Source organism: Microbacterium sp. WHRI 7836, from assembly GCF_040223885.2.
GTDB classification, from domain to species: domain Bacteria; phylum Actinomycetota; class Actinomycetes; order Actinomycetales; family Microbacteriaceae; genus Microbacterium; species Microbacterium oxydans.
Genome location: NZ_CP168171.1, coordinates 1,520,042 through 1,538,587 on the forward strand (window position 1 = coordinate 1,520,042; position 18,546 = coordinate 1,538,587).

Here is an 18,546-nt window from a genome sequence, read left to right on the forward strand (position 1 = left end):
CAACCGTGGATGCGATGTGATCGAGATCATGAAGGCACTGTCCGCATGAGAGCACTGTTCAAAGGCGCGCCTGGCGCGGGGCTCGAGCTGGTCGAGCGTCCCGAACCGAACGCCGGCGCCGACGAGGTCGTCATCCGGGTGCTGCGCACCGGCATCTGCGGAACCGATCTGCACATCCTCCGCTGGGATGACTGGGCGGCGTCGGCGATCGCCGCCCCGCTGATCCCCGGTCACGAGTTCTACGGCGAAGTGGTGGAGGTCGGACCCGGCGTGCACGACATCTCCGTGGGTGATCGCGTCTCCGGTGAAGGCCACATCGTCTGCGGGACGTGTCGCAACTGCCGGGCAGGGCGCCGGCAGATGTGCATCCGGACGATCGGTCTCGGTCTGCAGCGGGACGGTGCGTTCGCGGAGTACCTCGCGCTTCCTGCGGCGAACGTGTGGGTGCACCACGCCGAGGTGACTCCCGAGCTCGGCGCGATCTTCGATCCGCTCGGCAACGCGGTCCACACGGCGCTCACGTACCCGCTCGTCGGAGAAGACGTGCTCGTCACCGGCTGCGGCCCGATCGGGCTCATGGCCATCGCCGTCGCCAGGCACGCCGGGGCGCGGTTCATCACCGCGACGGATGTCAGCGCACCGCGTCTGGAGATGGCTCGTCGGATGGGCGCCGACGAAGTCGTCGACGTCTCGGTCCGCGATATCAGGGAGGCGCAGCAGGCGCTCGGAATGCGCGAGGGTTTCGACATCGGATTCGAGATGAGCGGTGCGCCATCGGCCCTCCCCGCCATGATCGACAACATGAACCACGGTGGGCGTATCGCGATGCTGGGTCTGCCGAGTGCCGGGTTCGGGATCGACTGGGGCAAGCTCGTCACCCACATGCTCACGATCAAGGGGATCTACGGACGCGAGATGTTCGAGACGTGGAACGCCATGGGGGCGATGCTGCAGACCAGTGCGCCCCTGCGAGATGCCATCGGCCGAGTGATCGCCGAAGTCGTCCCCGCTCGTGAATGGGAACGCGGATTCGCCGCCGCCGAATCGGCGGGAACGGGCAAGATCATCCTCGACTGGACGGAGTTGTGATGTACGGGACCTTTCAGAAGCATGTGTCGGACGAGCTGGCGGCGATCGAGGAGGCCGGCCTGACCAAGCGCGAGCGCGGTATCCGCGGGCCGCAGAACGCCGAGATCACCGCTGACGGCGCTGACGTGCTGAACTTCTGCGCGAACAACTACCTCGGTCTCGCCGACGATCCGCGCATCCTCTCGGCCGCGACGACGGCCCTGGAGGAGTGGGGCTACGGCCTCGCGAGTGTGCGCTTCATCTGCGGCACGCAAGAGCAGCACCTCGAGTTGGAGCGCCGCCTCGCCGACTTCCTCGGCACGGACGAGGCCATCCTGTACTCGTCGTGCTTCGACGCGAACGGGGGAGTGTTCGAGACACTCTTCGGACCCGAGGACGCCATCATCTCCGATGAGCTGAACCACGCCTCGATCATCGACGGCATCCGACTCTCGAAGGCGAGGCGGCTTCGTTACCGCAACCGGGACATGGCCGATCTCGAGGCGCAGCTGCAGGCGGCAACGGACGCCCGATTCCGTGTGATCGTGACGGACGGCGTGTTCTCGATGGACGGCTACATCGCGCCCCTCGCCGAGATCTGCGATCTCGCCGACCGTTACGACGCCCTCGTCTTCGTCGACGATTCCCATGCGGTCGGTTTCGTCGGCGAGAACGGTCGTGGCACACCGGAGCTCTGCGGAGTAGCCGATCGTGTCGACATCTACACCGGAACCTTCGGCAAGGCACTCGGGGGCGCATCGGGCGGGTATGTCGCCTCGCACGCCGAGATCGTGGCTCTGCTGCGCCAGCGTTCTCGTCCCTACCTGTTCTCGAACACTCTCGCCCCCGCGATCGTCGCCGGCACGCTGACCGCCCTCGATCTCGTCGAAGGGTCCGCGGACCTTCGGGCGCGGCTGCGTGCGAACGCGTCGCTGTTCCGCGAGCGCATGACGGCGGAGGGCTTCGATCTGCTTCCGGGCGAACACCCCATCGTCCCCGTCATGTTCGGGGACGCGGCGAAGACGGCGCGGATCGCTCAGGAGATGCAGGCGCGTGGCGTCTACGTGACCGCGTTCAGCTTCCCGGTCGTGCCGCGCGGCCTGGCACGGATCCGCGTGCAGCTGTCGGCGGCGCACACGGCGGAGCAGATCGAGTATTGCGTCGGCGCCTTCGTCGCCGCGCGCGACGCAATCGACTGAGCACATGCAAAGAAAAGCTTGCAAAGAACCCTTTGCAAGGGTATCTTTGCATTCATGACGAACGAGACGCAGGTCAGGACGCTCGACGCCAGCGCGCTCAAGGCGCTGGCACACCCACTGCGGGTCAAGATCTTCGACATCCTCGCGGCGCGAGGTCCGCAGACCGCCAGCTCCCTTGCGGCCCTCGTGGGAGAGACATCGGGATCCACCAGCTATCACCTGCGTGCGCTTGCAGCTCACGACCTGATCCGAGAGGTGGAGGGGCGAGGCACGGCGAGGGAGCGATGGTGGGAACGGCCCAAGGGGCGCATCGACGTGCCCGGCCCCGATGAGATGACCTCGCCGGCGAACCGCGCCGCGGCGCAGATCGTCACCTCGGAGTTCTTCCGCGTCCGCCACGAGACCCTCATGAGCTACCTGAACCGACCGCAGGCCGAGGTCCCCGAAGCGTGGCGAGACGTCGGGATCACGATCACCACGCACCTCGACATGACACCGGAGCAGGCGATGTCGCTTCGCGAGGAACTCGAAGCCATCGTCGAGAGCGCCATCGAGCGGTACCGGGGCCAGGAGGGGCCGGACGTGCGGCGGGTTTCGCTCCGCGCCGAGCTCTTCGATCTGCCGACCCCACGCACGACCTCGCCCGCCGTCGACAACGAGGAGGCATCATGACCGCGGCAACTCTCCATCTCGTCGCACCGACGCGAACCGAGCGTCGGCTGCTCCGACTGGCCGATCGGCTGACGGCGTACGTCGAGAATCGGATCTCACATCGCGCGGAGCGGCGTGAGCTCTCGCTCGATCTGCTGCGCGAACAACAGACCCGCCGGCAGGACCCCCGTGCGGTCGACCATGCCCTCGCGCAACGGGGAGTGACCCGCCGCTGACGTCGTGGCCCGGGGCCGCGCGACGAGACCCCCTGATATCCGCACGGGTGTCAGGGGGTCTCGTCCCGATGGCGGGGCCCGGTTCAGTCGGCGAACGGGCGGGCGACGACCTCACCGGACGCGGTCTGGAGGACCTCCCAGCCGGCGTCGAGCTCGGCGATCGCACGCCCTTCCAGCCAGGTGAGGGTCCAGTGGCCGGTGAGGCCCTGGGACTCGACCTCGGCGATGGCGGGACGCAGCGCTTCGGGGACGGAGGCGGGCGGCTGTGCACCCGCGGCCCAGCGCGTGCCGAGCTGCATCAGGAGGCCTCGACCGGGGCGAGCTCGATCGCGGTGACCGCGAACTCCTCCGCCTCGGTGATCTCGAGCTCGGCGATGCGGCCGACCGCGCGGAGGTCGTCCGCCGCGGCGCGCAGGGCCTCGACCTTCGCTGCGGGAGCGGCGATGGCGGCACGGGAGACCGGGGTCTTCTGCGACGCCTTCGCCTCGGTCTTCGCGCGCCGGATGCCGATGAGCGCCTCGCTCGCGGCGGCCAGCACGGCCGGGTCGCCCTCGATGCCGAGCTTCTCGGGCCACGCTGCGGTGTGCACGGAGCCCGCCTCGAACCACGACCAGGCCTCCTCCGTGGCGAAGGAGAGCACCGGCGCGAGCAGGCGGAGAAGCGTGGACAGCGCCAGACGCAGCGCGAGGGCGGCCGAGGCCTGGCCCACGTCGTTCTGGTTGTAGGCGCGCTCCTTCACGAGCTCCAGGTAGTCGTCGCAGAACGTCCAGAAGAACGCCTCGGTCAACTCCAGCGCCCTTGCCGCGTCGTACCGGTCGAAGGCAGCGGTCGCCTCGGCCACCACCCCGTCGAGCGCCGTGAGCATCGAGGCGTCGAGCGCGTGCGTCACCTGCGCGCCCGCGGGCACCGGGAACGACAGCACGAACTTCGCGGCGTTGAGCACCTTGATGGCGAGACGCCTGCCGATCTTCACCTGGGTCGGGTTCTGCGGGTCGAAGGCCGCGTCCATGCCGAGTCGGCTCGAGGCCGCCCAGTACCGCACCGCGTCAGAGCCGTGGGTGTCGAGCACGTCGGCCGGGGTGACGACGTTGCCCTTCGACTTCGACATCTTCTTGCGGTCGGGGTCGACGATGAAGCCGGAGATGGCGGCGTTCTTCCATGGGGTGCGGCCGTCTTCGAGCGTGGAGCGCAGCATGGTCGAGAAGAGCCAGGTGCGGATGATGTCCTGTCCCTGCGGGCGCAGATCGAACGGAGCAGTGAGCTGCCACAGCTCCTCGTCGCGCTGCCAGCCGCCCGCGAGCTGCGGGGTCAGGGAGGACGTCGCCCAGGTGTCGAGGATGTCGGCCTCGGCATCGAACCCGCCCGGCACCCCGCGCTGCTGCTCGGTGTAGCCCGCCGGGACATCCGTGGTCGGGTCGATGGGCAGCGCGGCCGCATCCGGGGTGAGCACCCGGTCGTAGTCGCGCTCGCCGTTCTCGTCCAACGCGTACCAGAGCGGGATCGGCACGCCGAAGAACCGCTGCCGGGACACGAGCCAGTCGCCGGTGAGGCCGCCGACCCAGTTCTCGTAGCGGACCCGCATGAAGTCGGGGTGCCACGCCAGCTCGGTTCCGTGCGCGAGGAGCTGGTCGCGCAGCTCGCCGTCGCGGGCGCCGTTGCGGATGTACCACTGCCGGGTCGAGACGATCTCGAGCGGGCGGTCGCCCTTCTCGAAGAACTTCACGGCGTGCTGGAAGGGCTTGCCGACGGCGGTCATGTCGCCGGTCTCCTGCAGCTTCTCCACGATCGCCTTGCGGGCGCTGAAGACGGTCTTGCCCGCCACGTTCTCCACGTACCAGGAACGCGCGTCGGGGTCTGCGACGATCGACGGCGCCTCGGCGAGGAAGCGGCCGTCGAGACCGATCGCCGTCATGTTCGGCAGGGACTCGCCGGCGGTGGTGCGCAGCTCGCGCCACCAGATGATGTCGGTCACATCGCCGAAGGTGCAGACCATCGCCGCACCGGTGCCCTTGTCGGGCTGGGCGAGGTGGTGGCCGTGGATCTCGATCTCGGCGCCGAAGTACGGCGTGCGCACCTTGGTGCCGATGAGGTGCTTGTGCGGCCCCTCGGGGTGGGTCACGATCGCGATGCACGCCGGGAGGAGCTCCGGGCGCGTGGTGTCGATCGCGATGGAGCCGGAGCCGTCAGCGAAGGGGAACTCGATCGTGTGATACGCGGCCTGCTGGTCGCGGTCCTCGAGCTCGGCCTGCGCGATCGCGGAGCGGAAGTCGATGTCCCACAGCGTCGGCGCGAGGGCCTGGTATGCCTCGCCGCGCTCGATGTTGCGGAGGAACGCGAGCTGGCTCTGCCGGATCGTGTCGTCGGAGATGGTGCGGTAGGTCTGCGTCCAATCGACGCTCAACCCGAGCTGACGGAACAGGGCCTCGAACTGCTTCTCGTCCTCGATCGTGAGGCGCTCGCACAGCTCGATGAAGTTGCGGCGGCTGATCGGCCGCTGGTCGGCAGCCCGGCTCGACTTGTTGTCGCCGCCCTCGAAGGGAGGGGTGAAGTCGGCGTCGTAGGGGAGAGACGGGTCGCAGCGCACGCCGTAGTAGTTCTGCACGCGGCGCTCGGTGGGCAGGCCGTTGTCATCCCAGCCCATCGGGTAGAACACGGTCTTGCCGCGCATGCGCTCGTACCGCGCCTTGACGTCGGTGTGCGTGTAGGAGAACACGTGGCCGATGTGGAGGCTGCCGGAGGCGGTCGGCGGCGGGGTGTCGATCGAGTAGACGCCCTCACGGCCGAGCTCGGCGGCGCGCAGACGGTCGAACAGGTACGTGCCCTGCTCAGCCCAGGCGGCGTCCCACTTCGCTTCGAGACCTTCGAGTGCTGGCTTGTCGGGAATGGGGTTCTGCGCCGTTTCGGAAGCAGGCATGGAGGTCTCCTCGAGCGATGTATGCGGCACTGTGTGAGCGTGCCTGAGTGTGGGGTGTGCCGAACAGTCTACCGAGCGTCACGGTGACGGGTCGCCTGCGCAGATCGACCCCGTCCAAGAATCAGCCGTAGGATGGAGGGACCCCGACCCGATCGTCCAGAGGAACCGTCATGCCCGCAAGATCTGTGCGCCGTCTCCTGCCCTTCGCGGCGCTCACCGCCGCCGCTGCGCTGGTACTCAGTGCGTGTGCTGCGCCCGGCGCCGATGGGGAGGGCGGGGAGCTCGTGTGGTCGATCGAGGGCGCGAATCTGTCCGCAGGGCACATGGATCCGCAGGTCAGCCAGCTCGATGTCTCCGGCATGGTGCAGCGGGCGGTGCTCGACTCCCTGGTCTTCCAGGAGGACGACGGATCGTTCAGCCCGTGGCTCGCGAAGAGCTGGGACGTCTCACCGGACAGCACTGAGTACACCTTCACGCTCCGCGACGACGTGACCTTCACCGACGGCGAGAAGTTCGACGCTGCCGCCGTCAAGGCGAACTTCGACCGCATCGTCGACCCCGAGACCGCGTCGGCCCAGGCAGCCAGCATGCTCGGCGCCGATTTCTACGACGGCACCGAGGTCGTCGACGATCGCACGGTCAAGGTGACCTTCACGCAGCCCTACGCGCCGTTCCTGCAGGCGGCGAGCACGCCGCAGCTCGGCTTCTACTCGCCTGCCGTGCTGGAGAAGTCGGCCGACAAGCTCAAAGCGGGCGGCCCCGGGATCACCGTCGGCACCGGCCCGTTCGAGCTCACCGAGTACACGCCCGACCAGGAGATCGTCTACACCCGCAACGACGACTACGCCTGGGGCCCGCACGACGCTGAGGCTCCGAAGTTCGAGACCCTGCGCGTCGAGATCCAGCCGGAGGCGTCTGTGCGCGCGGGCGTCGTCGAAAGCGGTGAAGCCGACCTGGCCAGCAACATCCCGCCGAACCTCGCGAAGGACCTCGGCGACGGCATCACGGTCGACTCGATCGAGTACCCGGGTCTGCCGTACTCGCTGTATCTGAACGAGAAGTACGGAGTCTTCGCCGACGAGAAGGTGCGTCAGGCGTTCGCCCGTGGCATCGACATCGACGCCGCGGTGGAGGAGATCTACTTCGGGCAGTTCCCGCGGGCGTGGAGCATCCTCGGGTCGACGACTCCGGGCTACGACGCGTCCCTCGAGGGCAGCTGGCCGTTCGACCAGGATGCGGCGAACACGCTCCTCGACGAGGCCGGCTGGACGGCCCGCGACACCGACGGGATCCGCATGAAGGACGGCAAGCGCCTCTCGGTGCGCTGGATCGCCTGGACTCCGGTTCCCGACGACCGTGCCGCGCTGGCCAACGCGATCCAGTCCGACCTCAAGGGGATCGGCTTCGAGGTCGAGCGCGAGGTGCTCGAACCGGGCGCCTACAACGAGCAGTACGAGCCGAAGACGTTCGACCTGACCGACTGGGGCTTCTCCGGTGTCGACCCCGACCTGCTGCGCAGTCACCTGCACACCGACGGGTTCCAGAACGCCTCACAGGTCAGCGACCCCGAGATCGATGCGCTGCTGGAACAGGCCGTCGCGACGAGCGATCAGGACACGCGGAACGGGCTTTACACCCAGCTGCAGGAGTGGAACGCCACGCACACCGCCATCGTGCCGCTGTACAGCCCGTCGGCGATCACGGCCGTCGGCGACCGCGTCGAGGGCGTCGAGTACGACCTGTACGGCCGTCCGCTGTTCTACGATGTGACCGTCGGCTGAACCGCCGGCTGAGCGGAGGGCACGGGTGGTGAAGGCTGCTCTCGTCCGCATCGCCGGCCTGATCGCCTCCGTCGTCATCGTCCTGTGGGGCGCCGCCACCGTCGCATTCCTCGCGTTCCGAGTGATCCCCGGAGATCCCGTGTCGGTGATGCTGGGACCTCAGGCACAGGTGAGTGAGGCGGTCAAGGACGGCATCCGCGCCGACCTGGGACTGGACCGGCCGCCGTGGGAGCAGTACCTCGGTTTCATCGGCCAGCTGGCCCGCGGGGACCTGGGGGAGTCGTACCAGCTGCGGATGCCGGTCACAGAGGTGATCGGACGCCAGCTGGGAGCGACGGTACAGCTCTCCGCGCTCGCACTGGTGATCGCCGTCGTGCTCGCCGTCGGGGTCGCCGTCCTCGTACGCGGCGATGCAGGACGCACGGCCGCCGCGGCGGTGGAGCTGGTGGTGCTCTCGTCTCCGGTGTTCTGGATCGGACTGGTCCTCCTCAGCGTCTTCGCCTTCGGACTGGGGTGGTTTCCGGTCTCCGGAGCCCGCAACCCCGCCACGATCGTCCTCCCGGCGGTGACGCTCGCGCTGCCGGTGGCCGCGCTGCTCAGTCAGGTGCTTCGGGACGGCCTCGTGCAAGCCGAGCGCATGCCGTTCGCTGAGACGGTGCGCGCGCGTGGGGCGAGTCCTTCGTGGTTCACGCTCCGGCACGGACTGCGTCACGGCGCAGCCTCCGCCGTCACGCTCGCCGCCTATCTGACCGGCTCCGTCCTCGGCGGAGCGGTGCTGGTCGAGACCGTGTTCGCCCGACCCGGTCTCGGACGCGTGACGCTCGCGGCGATCAGCGACCGCGATCTTCCGGTCATCACGGGGATCATCCTCCTGAGCGCCGTGGTGTTCGTCACCGTGAACCTGCTGGTCGAGATCGTGCACCCCCTGATCGACCCGCGTATCAGGGCAGCACGTGACCGGAGCACCCGATGAGGCGCGCGCAGACTGTGCTCCTCTGGTCGGCCATCGTGGTGAGCGCCGTGATCGTGTTCGCGGCGCTCTGGCCCGGGGTCCTCGCCACGCACGATCCACTGCAGACCGATGTCCGCTCCGCCCTGCTGCCGCCCGGCGCGGAGCACTTCTTCGGCACCGATCAGAGCGGGCGCGACGTCTACTCGCGGGTGGTCCACGGCGCGGGGAGATCGCTGGGCATCGGGCTCTTCGCCACCGGGGTGGCTCTGGTCCTCGGGCTCATGATCGGCGCGCTCGCCGGGGTCGCACCGCGGGGCGTCGACACCACCGTGATGCGGGTGAACGACGTGCTGATGGCGTTCCCCGAGTTCCTGGTCGCGCTGGTCGTCGTCGCCGTGCTGGGACCGGGACCCGTGAACATCGCGATCGCGGTGACCCTGGCCGCCCTGCCGGTGTACATCCGGTTGGCGCGCGTGCAGACCCAGACGCTCCGCGTCACCGAGCACGTCGAAGCCGCGCGCATCCTCGGCGTCCCGCGCTGGCGCGCTTTCCGCAGGCACGTGCTGCCGGGCGTGCTCGGTGCGCTGAGCGTGCTCGCCACCATCGGCATCGGCTCGAGCATCCTCGCGGCCGCGGGACTCAGCTTCCTGGGCTTGGGTCCCTCAGAGCCGACGCCCGAGTGGGGATTGATGCTCGCCGGGGGCCGCAACGTGCTGGGCCAGGCCTGGTGGATCTCCCTCTTCCCCGGCGTCGCGATCACGCTGACCGTGGTCTCGGCCACCGTCATCGGGCGAATCCTTAGGGCTCGCGCAGACGGGAGGACAGGATGAACGCTGCACTGCAGGTTCGAGGACTCCGCATCTCGTTCGACGGGAAGCAGGTCGTGGATGACGTGTCCTTCGCCGTCGACCGCGGTGAGTGCGTCGCGATCGTGGGGGAGTCCGGCGCCGGCAAGTCCCTCACAGCGCGTGCCCTGCTGGGGCTGACTCCCGCAGCCGCTGACGTCACCCTGGACGGGCTCGTGGTGGACGGGAGGGATGTCGCCGGTCTCTCCGATCGGGCGTGGAGGGGCGTGCGCGGATCGGGAATCGCGCTCATCTCCCAGGACGCGCTGGTCTCCCTCGATCCCCTGCGGCGCATCGAGGCGGAGATCGCCGAGCCGCTCCTCCTCCACAGGGTCGTCCGGGGGCGGGCGCCGCGAGCGACACGTGTGCGGGAGCTGCTGGAGCGCGTGTGGATGCCCGAACCGGAGCGCCGCGCGCGACAGCACCCGCACGAACTCTCCGGAGGTCTGCGGCAGCGTGCGCTCATCGCGTCCGCACTCGCCGCGAACCCGGCCGTCCTCGTGGCGGACGAGCCGACCACCGCGCTCGACGCCACCGTGCAGGCGCGGATCCTCGGACTGCTGCGTGAGATCACCGACGAGGGGACGGCCCTCGTGTTCATCAGCCACGACTTCGCAGCGGTCCGGAGGATCGCCGATCGTGTCCTGGTGATGCGGAGCGGCGTGGTCGTGGAGTCCGGTCCGGTGGCCGATGTGCTCGAGAACCCTCGACACGAGTACACGAAGCAGCTCATCGCCGCGACGATCCACGAACCCCGAACCGCTACGCCGACGGATTCCGCATCGGTGCTGAGAGTCGACGGCGTGTCACGGAGCTTCGGCACCGCGCCCGCGGTCGTCGATGCCTCGTTCGTCGTGAGGGATGGGCGGACGCTCGGCATCGTGGGGGAGTCGGGGTCGGGTAAGACCACTCTCGCCCGCATGATCGTCGGTGTCGATGCCCCGGACAGCGGCGCTGTGGAGTGGAACGCACCGCGACGGGTGCAGTTGGTGCATCAGAATCCCCTCGGCGCCTTCGACCCGCGCTGGACGATCGGTAGATCGCTGCAGGAAGCGCTGGAGGCCGGTGGTGTGCCCCGCACCGCGCGCCCTGCTCGGGTGATCGAGCTTCTCGCCGAGGTCGGCCTCGCTCCCGCACTGGCCGGCAGACGTCCGAGTGCCCTTTCCGGCGGACAGAGGCAGCGGGCGGCCATCGCCCGTGCCCTCGCCGCAGATCCTGACGTGCTGGTGCTCGACGAACCCGTCTCCGCGCTCGACCCCTCGGTGCGGGAGCGGGTGCTGCGTCTGCTCGACGGGCTGCAGCGCGAACGCCGGCTGACGATGATCCTCGTCTCCCATGATCTGGATGTCGTGGGATCGGTCGCGGATGACGTGCTGGTGATGCAGGACGGCCGGATCGTGGAGCAGGGGCCGACGTCGGAGGTGTTCGCGGCACCGCAGCACCCGTTCACGAGAGAGCTGATCGACGCGAGCGGCGCCGTCAGTCCTTGACGAGGATGCCGATTCCCGCGGCGAGCACGGGTGCCAGCTGCTGCACCTGGAACGAGGTGAGCGTAGCACCGCGCAGGCTGTTGGCGTCGAGGTAGCCGAGAGCGTCGAGCCCGCGCAGATCGAGGTCTTTCGCCCGCATGCCCCGCGAGTCCACCTCGTCACTCGATGTGGACGTGAAGCGCACTCGCGTGAGCTCGGCCCGCGGCATGTCGATCGTGCGGATGGCGCACCCTGTGATCTCGAGATCGGTGACCTTCGCCGCACCGAGGTTGAGGTAGTCGATGCGCACATCGCGCAGGTCGAGCTCCGAGACATGCGCCTCACTGAGGTCGAGGGTCCCGATGCGGCCGCCGTTGATCCGCACTCGCCGCACACCCGCGTCGCGCATGCGCAGCGAGGCGATGCGAACCCCCGACATGTCGACGTCGACGACCGATGCCCCGGTGAGGTCGACGGCATCGGCGTCTGCGCTCACGACGCACTGCTCGACCGTCGAATAGGCGAGGTCGACGGTACCGGCCAGATCGAGTCGAGCGGCGACGAGGTCGGTACTGCGGGCAGCCCGAGCCGGTTCAAGCACCGGCGGCAGATCGGGCGCCGTGACGCGGGGAGACGCGGGGGAGTCGGAGGTGCGGGCCATGTTCCGAGCGTAGGGCGGGCCGACGACATCGTGCGAGGTCGCCATCCGGGAAGGACCATGCGCCGGGGAGCAGTGGGCACGCGTACACTGGTGGGACGAGCATCGATCCGGCCATCACCGGGGAGCTCTCGGAAGAACGGCGTGACCTTCGGGCCGCGCTCAGTAGAACCGAGCGGGGCAGGCCCGTCACAGCCGCAGTGAGAGTGGTCGCGCCGCAGGGCGCGGCACGCGAGGTGGTACCGCGGTCCGTGAGGGTCGTCCTCGCATGAGCATCCGCCACGACGACCACTGCGAGCCACGATGACCTACCCCCGTTCCGCCTTCGGCCCCGCCGCCGACTCCGTCGCGCCCAGCCCTCGCTTCCCGCAGATCGAGGAGGAGGTGCTCGCGTTCTGGGAGGCGGATGACACCTTCCGCGCGTCGATCGCGCAGCGCGAGGGGTCGCCGGAGTGGGTGTTCTACGACGGCCCGCCCTTCGCGAACGGCCTTCCGCACTACGGCCACCTGCTCACGGGGTACGCGAAGGACGTGTTCCCGCGCTTCCAGACGATGACCGGCCACAAGGTCGATCGCGTCTTCGGCTGGGACACGCACGGACTTCCCGCCGAGCTCGAGGCGATGAAGCAGCTCGGCATCACCGAGAAGGCCGAGATCGAGGAGATGGGCATCGACGTCTTCAACGCGAAGGCGAAGAGCTCGGTCCTGGCCTACACGCACGAGTGGCAGGACTACGTCACCCGTCAGGCGCGTTGGGTCGACTTCGACCGTGGCTACAAGACGCTCGACCTGGGCTACATGGAGAGCGTGCTCTGGGCGTTCAAGACGCTGTACGACAAGGGCCTCGCCTATGAGGGATACCGGGTGCTCCCGTACTGCTGGCGTGACGAGACCCCGCTCAGCGCCCACGAGCTGCGTATGGACGACGACGTGTACCAGATGCGTCAGGATCCCTCCGTGACGGTGACCTTCCCGCTGACCGGAGCCAAGGCCGAGGCGCTCGGGCTCACCGGCGTGCGCGCCCTCGCCTGGACGACCACCCCCTGGACGCTCCCGACCAACCTCGCGCTCGCCGTGGGGCCGGACATCGACTACGTGGTACTCCCGGCAGGCCCGAACGGCGCAGCGGACGTGCACCAGGCCGCAGGGACGACGGATGCCGCGATCGAGGCCTCGGCGCACCGATACCTGCTCGCCCGTCAGCTCGTCGGCGGATACGCGAAGGACCTCGGGTACGAGAGCGCCGATGACGCGCTCGCCGCCATCGACGCGACGGTGCGCGGTGCCGACCTGCAGGACGTGACCTACGACCGGCTGTTCGACTACTACGCCGACGCCGAGACCTACGGCACCGAGAACGCCTGGCGCATCCTCGTCGACGACTACGTCACGGTCAGCGACGGCACCGGGATCGTCCACCAGGCTCCGGCCTACGGTGAGGACGACCAGCGGGTGGCCGGTGCCGCCGGCATCCCCACGATCCTGTCGCTCGACGACGGCGGCAAGTTCCTCCCGAACATCACCGACGTCGCCGGCCAGCTGTGGATGGACGCGAACACCCCTCTGGTGCGCCTGATCCGCGAGAACGGCCGACTGATCCGCCTGCAGAGCTACGAGCACTCGTACCCGCACTGCTGGCGCTGCCGGAACCCCCTGATCTACAAGGCCGTGTCGAGCTGGTTCATCCGCGTGACGGACATCAAGGACGACATGCTCGCGAACAACGAGCAGATCACGTGGGTGCCGGAGAACGTCAAGCACGGACAGTTCGGCAAGTGGCTCGAGGGCGCGCGCGACTGGTCGATCAGCCGCAACCGCTACTGGGGCTCGCCGATCCCGATCTGGAAGAGCGACGACCCCGAGTACCCGCGCGTCGACGCCTACGGCTCGTTGGAGGACCTGGAGCGCGACTTCGGCACGCTTCCGCGCAACCCTGAGGGCGAGGTCGACCTGCACCGCCCGTACATCGACGACTTGACGCGTCCGAACCCGGACGATCCCACCGGCAAGAGCACGATGCGCCGTATCGAGGACGTCTTCGACGTGTGGTTCGACTCCGGTTCGATGCCCTACGCCCAGGTGCACTATCCCTTCGAGAACCAGGAGTGGTTCGACTCGCACTCCCCGGCGGACTTCATCGTCGAGTACATCGGACAGACCCGCGGCTGGTTCTACGTGATGCACGTGCTCTCGACCGCGCTCTTCGACCGCCCGGCGTTCACGGGCGTCAGCTGCCACGGCATCGTCCTCGGCAGCGACGGCTACAAGATGTCGAAGTCGCTGCGGAACTACCCCGACGTGTCCGAGGTGCTCGACCGCGACGGTTCCGATGCGATGCGCTGGTTCCTGATGTCGAGCTCGGTGCTGCGCGGCGGCAACCTCGCGGTCACCGAGGAGGGCATCCGCTCCGGGGTCCGCGAGTTCCTGCTGCCACTGTGGAACTCGTGGTACTTCTTCGCCACCTACGCGAACGCATCGGGCGCCGCCGGCTACGAGGCGCAGTGGAGCACCGATTCCACCGATGTGCTCGATCGCTACATCCTCGCTCGTCTCGGCGACCTCGTCCGCGAGGTGCGTGCCGACCTGGAGGGTCTCGACTCCACGACGGCGTCCGCGCGGTTGCGTGACTTCGCCGAGGTGCTGACGAACTGGTACATCCGACGTTCGCGCGATCGCTTCTGGACAGGCGTGACGGAAGACCTGAAGAGCCGTGAGGCGTTCGACACCCTCTACACCGTGCTCGAGACGCTCACCCGCGTCGCAGCGCCTCTCGTCCCCCTCATCAGCGAGCGCGTGTGGCAGGGCCTGACCGGTGGGCGCAGCGTGCACCTGACCGACTGGCCGGACGAGGCGCAGTTCCCCGCAGCGGACGAGATCCGCGACGCCATGGACGCCGTGCGCGAGCTGTCGAGCGTGGGCAACGCACTGCGGAAGAAGGAGAAGCTGCGTGTGCGTCTCCCACTCGCCCGCTTCACCGTGGTCTCGCCTCTCGCGGCGTCGCTCGGGCAGTTCGAGGACATCCTCCGCGAGGAGCTCAACGTGAAGTCGGTCGAACTCGTCGCGCTCGCCGATGACACCGCAGCGGAATACGGCATCGCGCACCGCCTCAGCGTCAACGCCCGCGCGGCCGGTCCGCGTCTGGGCAAGGACGTGCAGAAGGCGATCCAGGCCGCACGCTCTGGCGACTGGAGCGAGGAGGCCGGTGTCATCACAGCCGGCGGAATCGCGCTGGAGCCGTCGGAGTACGAGCTCGTGCTCGAGACGACCGGCCGTCCGGAGGGGGAGGCTCTGGCCATCGTGCCGAGCGGGGGTTTCGTGCTGCTGGACACCAGGACGACCCCCGAGCTCGAGGCGGAGGGGCTCGCCCGAGATGTGATCCGCGCCGTGCAGGAGACGCGCAAGAACGCCGACTTCGACGTGAGCGACCGCATCCGGCTGGTGCTCCGATTCCAGGACGATGCGGACACCGCAGCCGTGGTCTCGGCGTTCGAGCTGGCAGGCATCGCTGCGGAGACCCTCGCCGAGGAGTACTTCGTGATCGATGCGCAGGGCGACTCGATCTTCGGTCATGGTGCGGTCCTCGCCGGTGCAGGAAGTGCGACACCGGAGTTCTCCGCTGTGATCTCCGCCGGGACATATGCGAACATCGGCGACTTCACGATCGACGTGACCAGGATGGGAGCGGGAGCATGAGTGCTGCTGACAGGGCGGATGCCGTCTACGAGGCGCTGCTGAGCCGAGCGGGAGAGCGCTGGGTGCAGCCGCGCAAGGAGCGCACCGCCCGGATCCTGGCCTTCCTCGACGACCCGCAGCGCACCTACCGCGTCGTGCACATCACGGGCACCAACGGCAAGACGTCGACGGCCCGGATGATCGAGAGCCTTCTGCGTGCGCACGATCTGCGTACCGGACTGTTCACGAGTCCACACCTGGAGCGCTTCACCGAGCGCATCTTGATCGACGGCGAGCCCATCGCCGACGAGGCCGTCGCGGACGCGTGGGACGAGATCGAGCCGTTCGTGGACATCGTCGACGCCGAGCTCGAGGCAGCCGGTGACGCTCCGTTGACCTTCTTCGAACTGCTGACCGTGCTGGCATTCGTCGCGGTCGCCGACGCTCCGATCGATGTGCTCGTGCTCGAGGTGGGCATGGGCGGCGAATGGGACTCCACCAACACGGCAGACGGCGACGTCGCGGTGTTCGCGCCGATCGACATCGACCACGCCGACCGCCTCGGCAGCACGATCGCCGAGATCGCCGAGGTCAAGGCGGGCATCATCAAGGAGGGCGCCGCCGTGGTGTCCGCTCAGCAGCCCGCGGAGGCCGCCGAGGTGCTGCGCCGGGTGGCTGCGGAGCGCAACGCCACCATCGTCTTCGAGGGCGAGGAGTTCGGTCTCGCCGAGCAGAAACTCGCGGTCGGTGGGCAACTGCTCACGATCCGTGGCCTGGCGGGGGACTACACCGAGGAATACCTCCCGCTGTACGGGGCGCATCAGGGGCACAACGCCGCCCTCGCTGTCGCCGCGGTGGAGTCGCTGATCGGGGGCGCCACGCAGCGCATCGCGGCCGACATCGTCACCGCGGGCCTGCAGGAGAGCACTTCTCCCGGCCGACTGCAGCTGCTCGGCATCGCGCCGACCGTGATCGTCGACGCGGCGCACAACCCGCACGGCGCCAAGGCGCTCGCGCAGGCACTGGACGACAGCTTCGACTTCGACGAGTGGGGTCTGGTGCTCGGTGTGCTCGCCGACAAGGATGCCGCGGGCATCGTCGCCGAGCTGGCCCCGAGGGCGGCACACGTCTTCGCCACCGCTCCGGATTCGGATCGAGCGAGCGATGCTGATGCGATCGCCGATCTCGTGGAGCAGAGCGGCCAGCGGGCGACCGTGCACCACTCTCTCGCCGACGCCGCCGACGCCGCGCGCGAGTGGGCCGCCTCCTCCGACCGCCGCGCGGTGATCATCGCGGGCTCGGTGGTGCTCGCCGGAGAGGCGATCGCGCTGTCGCAGGACGAGGACTGGAAGGCGGGGTGGCGCGCATGAGCGCCGATGCCGCACCAGCGCGTCGTCCGCGCCCGCCGCGCACCCTCGTGCAGAAGCTCGCACCCGTCGTGCTGGGGTTCGAGGCGATCGTGGTCTTCCTCGTCGGACTCACGATCTTCGGGTTGCGTCAGCTCCCCGATGGCGTCGAGCAGTGGTGGGCGATCGTCGCCGGGGCGGTGCTCGCCCTCGCGTGCATCGTGATCGCGGGGATGATCACGAAGCCCTGGGCACTCACCGCCGGGTGGGTCGTCCAGGCTCTCGTCGCGCTGTCGGCGTTTTTCGTCCCCTCCATCCTGCTCGTCGTCCTGATTTTCGGCGGGATGTGGGCGTATGCGACCATCGGAGGGGCCCGACTGGACGCACGACGCCCCGTCGAGCCCTCGACCGAGACTCAGACCACGCAGATCTCAGACACAGAGAGTGAATGACATGGCCACCGAAGAAACCCTCGTCCTCGTCAAGCCCGATGGCGTCGCTCGCGGCCTCACCGGCGCGATCCTCGCCCGCATCGAGGCGAAGGGCTACGCCCTCGTCGACATCCGCCTGGTGGAGCCCGACCGTGACCTGCTCGCCGAGCACTATGCCGAGCACGAGGGCAAGCCGTTCTACGAGCCGCTGCTCGAGTTCATGCTCTCCGGCCCGTCTGTCGCGATCCGGCTCGCGGGCAACCGCGTGATCGAGGGCTTCCGCTCTCTCGCAGGCACGACCGACCCCACGACCGCCGCACCGGGCACGATCCGTGGCGACTTCGGTCGCGACTGGGGCCTCAAGGTGCAGCAGAACCTGGTGCACGGCTCCGACAGCCCCGAGTCCGCCGCGCGCGAGCTGGGAATCTGGTTCGACTGAGAACCCGTCCACATGCGAAGAGCCCGTCCACCCAATCTCGGTGGACGGGCTCTTCCGTGCTGCAGCCTCAGAAGATCATGCCGATGACCTCGCCGAGGAGGTCGAGGCCGCGCAGCTGAGCGAGGAGGATCACGACGGCGTACGCGAGGATCGTGGCGAGCGGGACCCAGGCCATCAGCCGGTTCGCGCGCTCCTGCACCTTCTCGTTGCCGGTGAAGCTGCCGTTTCGTGTCAGGTGCAGCATGGTGGCGAAGAAGGTCGGGATGGTGACGGACCAGGTGAGCATGCACCACGGGCAGAGCACACCGAGGTTGGGGGCGTAGATGCTCTGCCAGATCAGCCAGCAGACGAGGCCGAAGGCGAAGGTCACGCCGGCGCCGAAGGTCAGCCAGAACCACCGGGGGAACCGTGAGCCGGCGAGCAGTGCGACGCCGACGAAGAGGGGTGCCATCCACCCGGCGATACCGAGGATCGGGTTGGGGAAGCCGAAGACCTCTCCCTGCCACGACTCGAGGTTCTTCCCGCACTGGATCATCACGCTGACGTTGCAGCTCAGCACGGCGTCGGGATTGGCCGCGAGGACGAACTTCTCGACCGTCAGCTGGAATGCGGCGAACCAGCCCACCACACTCGCGATGATCAGCCAGACGGCGTAGACGACGGGGCGGGTGCGCTGCTCGCTCATACTGGGGATTATCCCAGCGCCTGCTATGGATGGGGCGAGAACAGGCCGGACAAAACTCGCTGCGGACGACGGGATACCGCGAACCGACCCACTTGGTGCGATAATGGCCTGTGATGCGATGAACGGCGTTTGCCGCGACACGCGTCGAGAAGACTTCGGGGTCCAATGCCCCACGCGATCAGAGCCATGAGCCGGTCGCA

The 18,546-nt window shown here is 68.6% G+C and carries 16 protein-coding genes; 12 read left to right on the forward strand and 4 right to left on the reverse strand.

Annotation, left to right across the window (positions count from 1 at the left end; all coding sequences use genetic code 11):
• Positions 1 to 45 precede the first annotated feature (45 nt).
• From tdh to ABRP18_RS07255, 4 genes are read left to right on the forward strand one after another with little or no spacing between them, the layout of a single operon-like run.
• Positions 46 to 1,089 carry an L-threonine 3-dehydrogenase gene (gene tdh, locus ABRP18_RS07240; protein ID WP_349884414.1) on the forward strand — a complete coding sequence of 348 codons (1,044 nt, stop codon included), beginning with the start codon at positions 46 to 48 and terminating at the stop codon, positions 1,087 to 1,089.
• On the forward strand, positions 1,089 to 2,267 hold the full coding sequence (locus tag ABRP18_RS07245; RefSeq protein ID WP_349884415.1) for a glycine C-acetyltransferase: 1,179 nt from the start codon (positions 1,089 to 1,091) through the stop codon (positions 2,265 to 2,267). The genes tdh and ABRP18_RS07245 overlap by 1 nt, the downstream gene beginning before the upstream one ends.
• Positions 2,268 to 2,321: 54 nt before the next feature.
• The gene (locus ABRP18_RS07250) at positions 2,322 to 2,939 is read left to right on the forward strand and encodes a transcriptional regulator (RefSeq protein ID WP_046749256.1); all 618 of its coding nucleotides are present in this window, start codon (positions 2,322 to 2,324) and stop codon (positions 2,937 to 2,939) included.
• A complete protein-coding gene (locus ABRP18_RS07255; protein WP_058632262.1) occupies positions 2,936 to 3,154 on the forward strand; it encodes a hypothetical protein in 219 nt (72 codons plus the stop codon). The genes ABRP18_RS07250 and ABRP18_RS07255 overlap by 4 nt, the downstream gene beginning before the upstream one ends.
• An 83-nt stretch (positions 3,155 to 3,237) precedes the next feature.
• Here the strand turns inward: ABRP18_RS07255 and ABRP18_RS07260 are convergent, their stop codons facing one another.
• Positions 3,238 to 3,453: a hypothetical protein gene (locus tag ABRP18_RS07260; protein WP_046749254.1), complete on the reverse strand. Its 216-nt coding sequence runs from the start codon at positions 3,451 to 3,453 to the stop codon at positions 3,238 to 3,240.
• Positions 3,453 to 6,068 (reverse strand): valine--tRNA ligase, encoded by a 2,616-nt coding sequence (valS, locus tag ABRP18_RS07265; protein WP_349884416.1) that lies wholly within the window; start codon positions 6,066 to 6,068, stop codon positions 3,453 to 3,455. Before valS ends, ABRP18_RS07260 begins: the two co-directional genes overlap by 1 nt.
• 170 nt (positions 6,069 to 6,238) lie before the next feature.
• On the opposite strand from valS, the gene ABRP18_RS07270 reads away from it, so the two are divergent.
• The 4 genes from ABRP18_RS07270 to ABRP18_RS07285 are packed head-to-tail and all read left to right on the forward strand — an operon-like array spanning position 6,239 to position 11,136.
• Complete coding sequence (locus tag ABRP18_RS07270) at positions 6,239 to 7,849, forward strand: ABC transporter substrate-binding protein (protein ID WP_349884417.1); 1,611 nt, start codon at positions 6,239 to 6,241, stop codon at positions 7,847 to 7,849.
• Positions 7,850 to 7,874: 25 nt separating this feature from the next.
• Complete coding sequence (locus ABRP18_RS07275; protein ID WP_127012100.1) at positions 7,875 to 8,822, forward strand: ABC transporter permease; 948 nt, start codon at positions 7,875 to 7,877, stop codon at positions 8,820 to 8,822.
• Positions 8,819 to 9,631, forward strand: a complete 813-nt coding sequence (locus ABRP18_RS07280) for an ABC transporter permease (RefSeq protein ID WP_046749250.1) — start codon at positions 8,819 to 8,821, stop codon at positions 9,629 to 9,631. Before ABRP18_RS07275 ends, ABRP18_RS07280 begins: the two co-directional genes overlap by 4 nt.
• Positions 9,628 to 11,136, forward strand: a complete 1,509-nt coding sequence (locus ABRP18_RS07285) for an ABC transporter ATP-binding protein (RefSeq protein WP_349884418.1) — start codon at positions 9,628 to 9,630, stop codon at positions 11,134 to 11,136. Before ABRP18_RS07280 ends, ABRP18_RS07285 begins: the two co-directional genes overlap by 4 nt.
• Here ABRP18_RS07285 and ABRP18_RS07290 read toward each other — a convergent pair.
• Positions 11,126 to 11,776, reverse strand: coding sequence for a pentapeptide repeat-containing protein (locus ABRP18_RS07290; RefSeq protein WP_349884419.1), 651 nt, complete (start codon positions 11,774 to 11,776; stop codon positions 11,126 to 11,128). The two genes, ABRP18_RS07285 and ABRP18_RS07290, sit on opposite strands and share 11 nt — an antisense overlap.
• Positions 11,777 to 12,076: 300 nt before the next feature.
• Between ABRP18_RS07290 and ileS the strand changes: the two genes are divergently transcribed.
• The 4 genes from ileS to ndk are packed head-to-tail and all read left to right on the forward strand — an operon-like array spanning position 12,077 to position 17,661.
• Positions 12,077 to 15,466, forward strand: a complete 3,390-nt coding sequence (ileS, locus tag ABRP18_RS07295) for an isoleucine--tRNA ligase (RefSeq protein ID WP_349884420.1) — start codon at positions 12,077 to 12,079, stop codon at positions 15,464 to 15,466.
• Complete coding sequence (locus ABRP18_RS07300) at positions 15,463 to 16,815, forward strand: folylpolyglutamate synthase/dihydrofolate synthase family protein (RefSeq protein WP_349884421.1); 1,353 nt, start codon at positions 15,463 to 15,465, stop codon at positions 16,813 to 16,815. The genes ileS and ABRP18_RS07300 overlap by 4 nt, the downstream gene beginning before the upstream one ends.
• A complete protein-coding gene (locus ABRP18_RS07305; protein ID WP_349884422.1) occupies positions 16,812 to 17,243 on the forward strand; it encodes a DUF4233 domain-containing protein in 432 nt (143 codons plus the stop codon). Before ABRP18_RS07300 ends, ABRP18_RS07305 begins: the two co-directional genes overlap by 4 nt.
• 1 nt (position 17,244) lies before the next feature.
• Positions 17,245 to 17,661, forward strand: coding sequence for a nucleoside-diphosphate kinase (ndk, locus tag ABRP18_RS07310; RefSeq protein ID WP_017830321.1), 417 nt, complete (start codon positions 17,245 to 17,247; stop codon positions 17,659 to 17,661).
• Positions 17,662 to 17,728: 67 nt separating this feature from the next.
• Here ndk and ABRP18_RS07315 read toward each other — a convergent pair whose 3' ends face one another.
• Positions 17,729 to 18,346 carry a vitamin K epoxide reductase family protein gene (locus ABRP18_RS07315; protein ID WP_046749244.1) on the reverse strand — a complete coding sequence of 206 codons (618 nt, stop codon included), beginning with the start codon at positions 18,344 to 18,346 and terminating at the stop codon, positions 17,729 to 17,731.
• Positions 18,347 to 18,546: the final 200 nt, after the last annotated feature.

Bases quoted from the DNA above. Each gene is read 5' to 3' on its own strand.
- tdh (WP_349884414.1), top strand. From the start codon at position 46: ATGAGAGCACTGTTCAAAGGCGCGCCTGGCGCGGGGCTCGAGCTGGTC.
- ABRP18_RS07245 (WP_349884415.1), top strand. From the start codon at position 1,089: ATGTACGGGACCTTTCAGAAGCATGTGTCGGACGAGCTGGCGGCGATC.
- ABRP18_RS07250 (WP_046749256.1), top strand. From the start codon at position 2,322: ATGACGAACGAGACGCAGGTCAGGACGCTCGACGCCAGCGCGCTCAAG.
- ABRP18_RS07255 (WP_058632262.1), top strand. From the start codon at position 2,936: ATGACCGCGGCAACTCTCCATCTCGTCGCACCGACGCGAACCGAGCGT.
- ABRP18_RS07260 (WP_046749254.1), bottom strand. From the start codon at position 3,453: ATGCAGCTCGGCACGCGCTGGGCCGCGGGTGCACAGCCGCCCGCCTCC.
- valS (WP_349884416.1), bottom strand. From the start codon at position 6,068: ATGCCTGCTTCCGAAACGGCGCAGAACCCCATTCCCGACAAGCCAGCA.
- ABRP18_RS07270 (WP_349884417.1), top strand. From the start codon at position 6,239: ATGCCCGCAAGATCTGTGCGCCGTCTCCTGCCCTTCGCGGCGCTCACC.
- ABRP18_RS07280 (WP_046749250.1), top strand. From the start codon at position 8,819: ATGAGGCGCGCGCAGACTGTGCTCCTCTGGTCGGCCATCGTGGTGAGC.
- ABRP18_RS07285 (WP_349884418.1), top strand. From the start codon at position 9,628: ATGAACGCTGCACTGCAGGTTCGAGGACTCCGCATCTCGTTCGACGGG.
- ABRP18_RS07290 (WP_349884419.1), bottom strand. From the start codon at position 11,776: ATGGCCCGCACCTCCGACTCCCCCGCGTCTCCCCGCGTCACGGCGCCC.
- ileS (WP_349884420.1), top strand. From the start codon at position 12,077: ATGACCTACCCCCGTTCCGCCTTCGGCCCCGCCGCCGACTCCGTCGCG.
- ABRP18_RS07300 (WP_349884421.1), top strand. From the start codon at position 15,463: ATGAGTGCTGCTGACAGGGCGGATGCCGTCTACGAGGCGCTGCTGAGC.
- ABRP18_RS07305 (WP_349884422.1), top strand. From the start codon at position 16,812: ATGAGCGCCGATGCCGCACCAGCGCGTCGTCCGCGCCCGCCGCGCACC.
- ndk (WP_017830321.1), top strand. From the start codon at position 17,245: ATGGCCACCGAAGAAACCCTCGTCCTCGTCAAGCCCGATGGCGTCGCT.
- ABRP18_RS07315 (WP_046749244.1), bottom strand. From the start codon at position 18,346: ATGAGCGAGCAGCGCACCCGCCCCGTCGTCTACGCCGTCTGGCTGATC.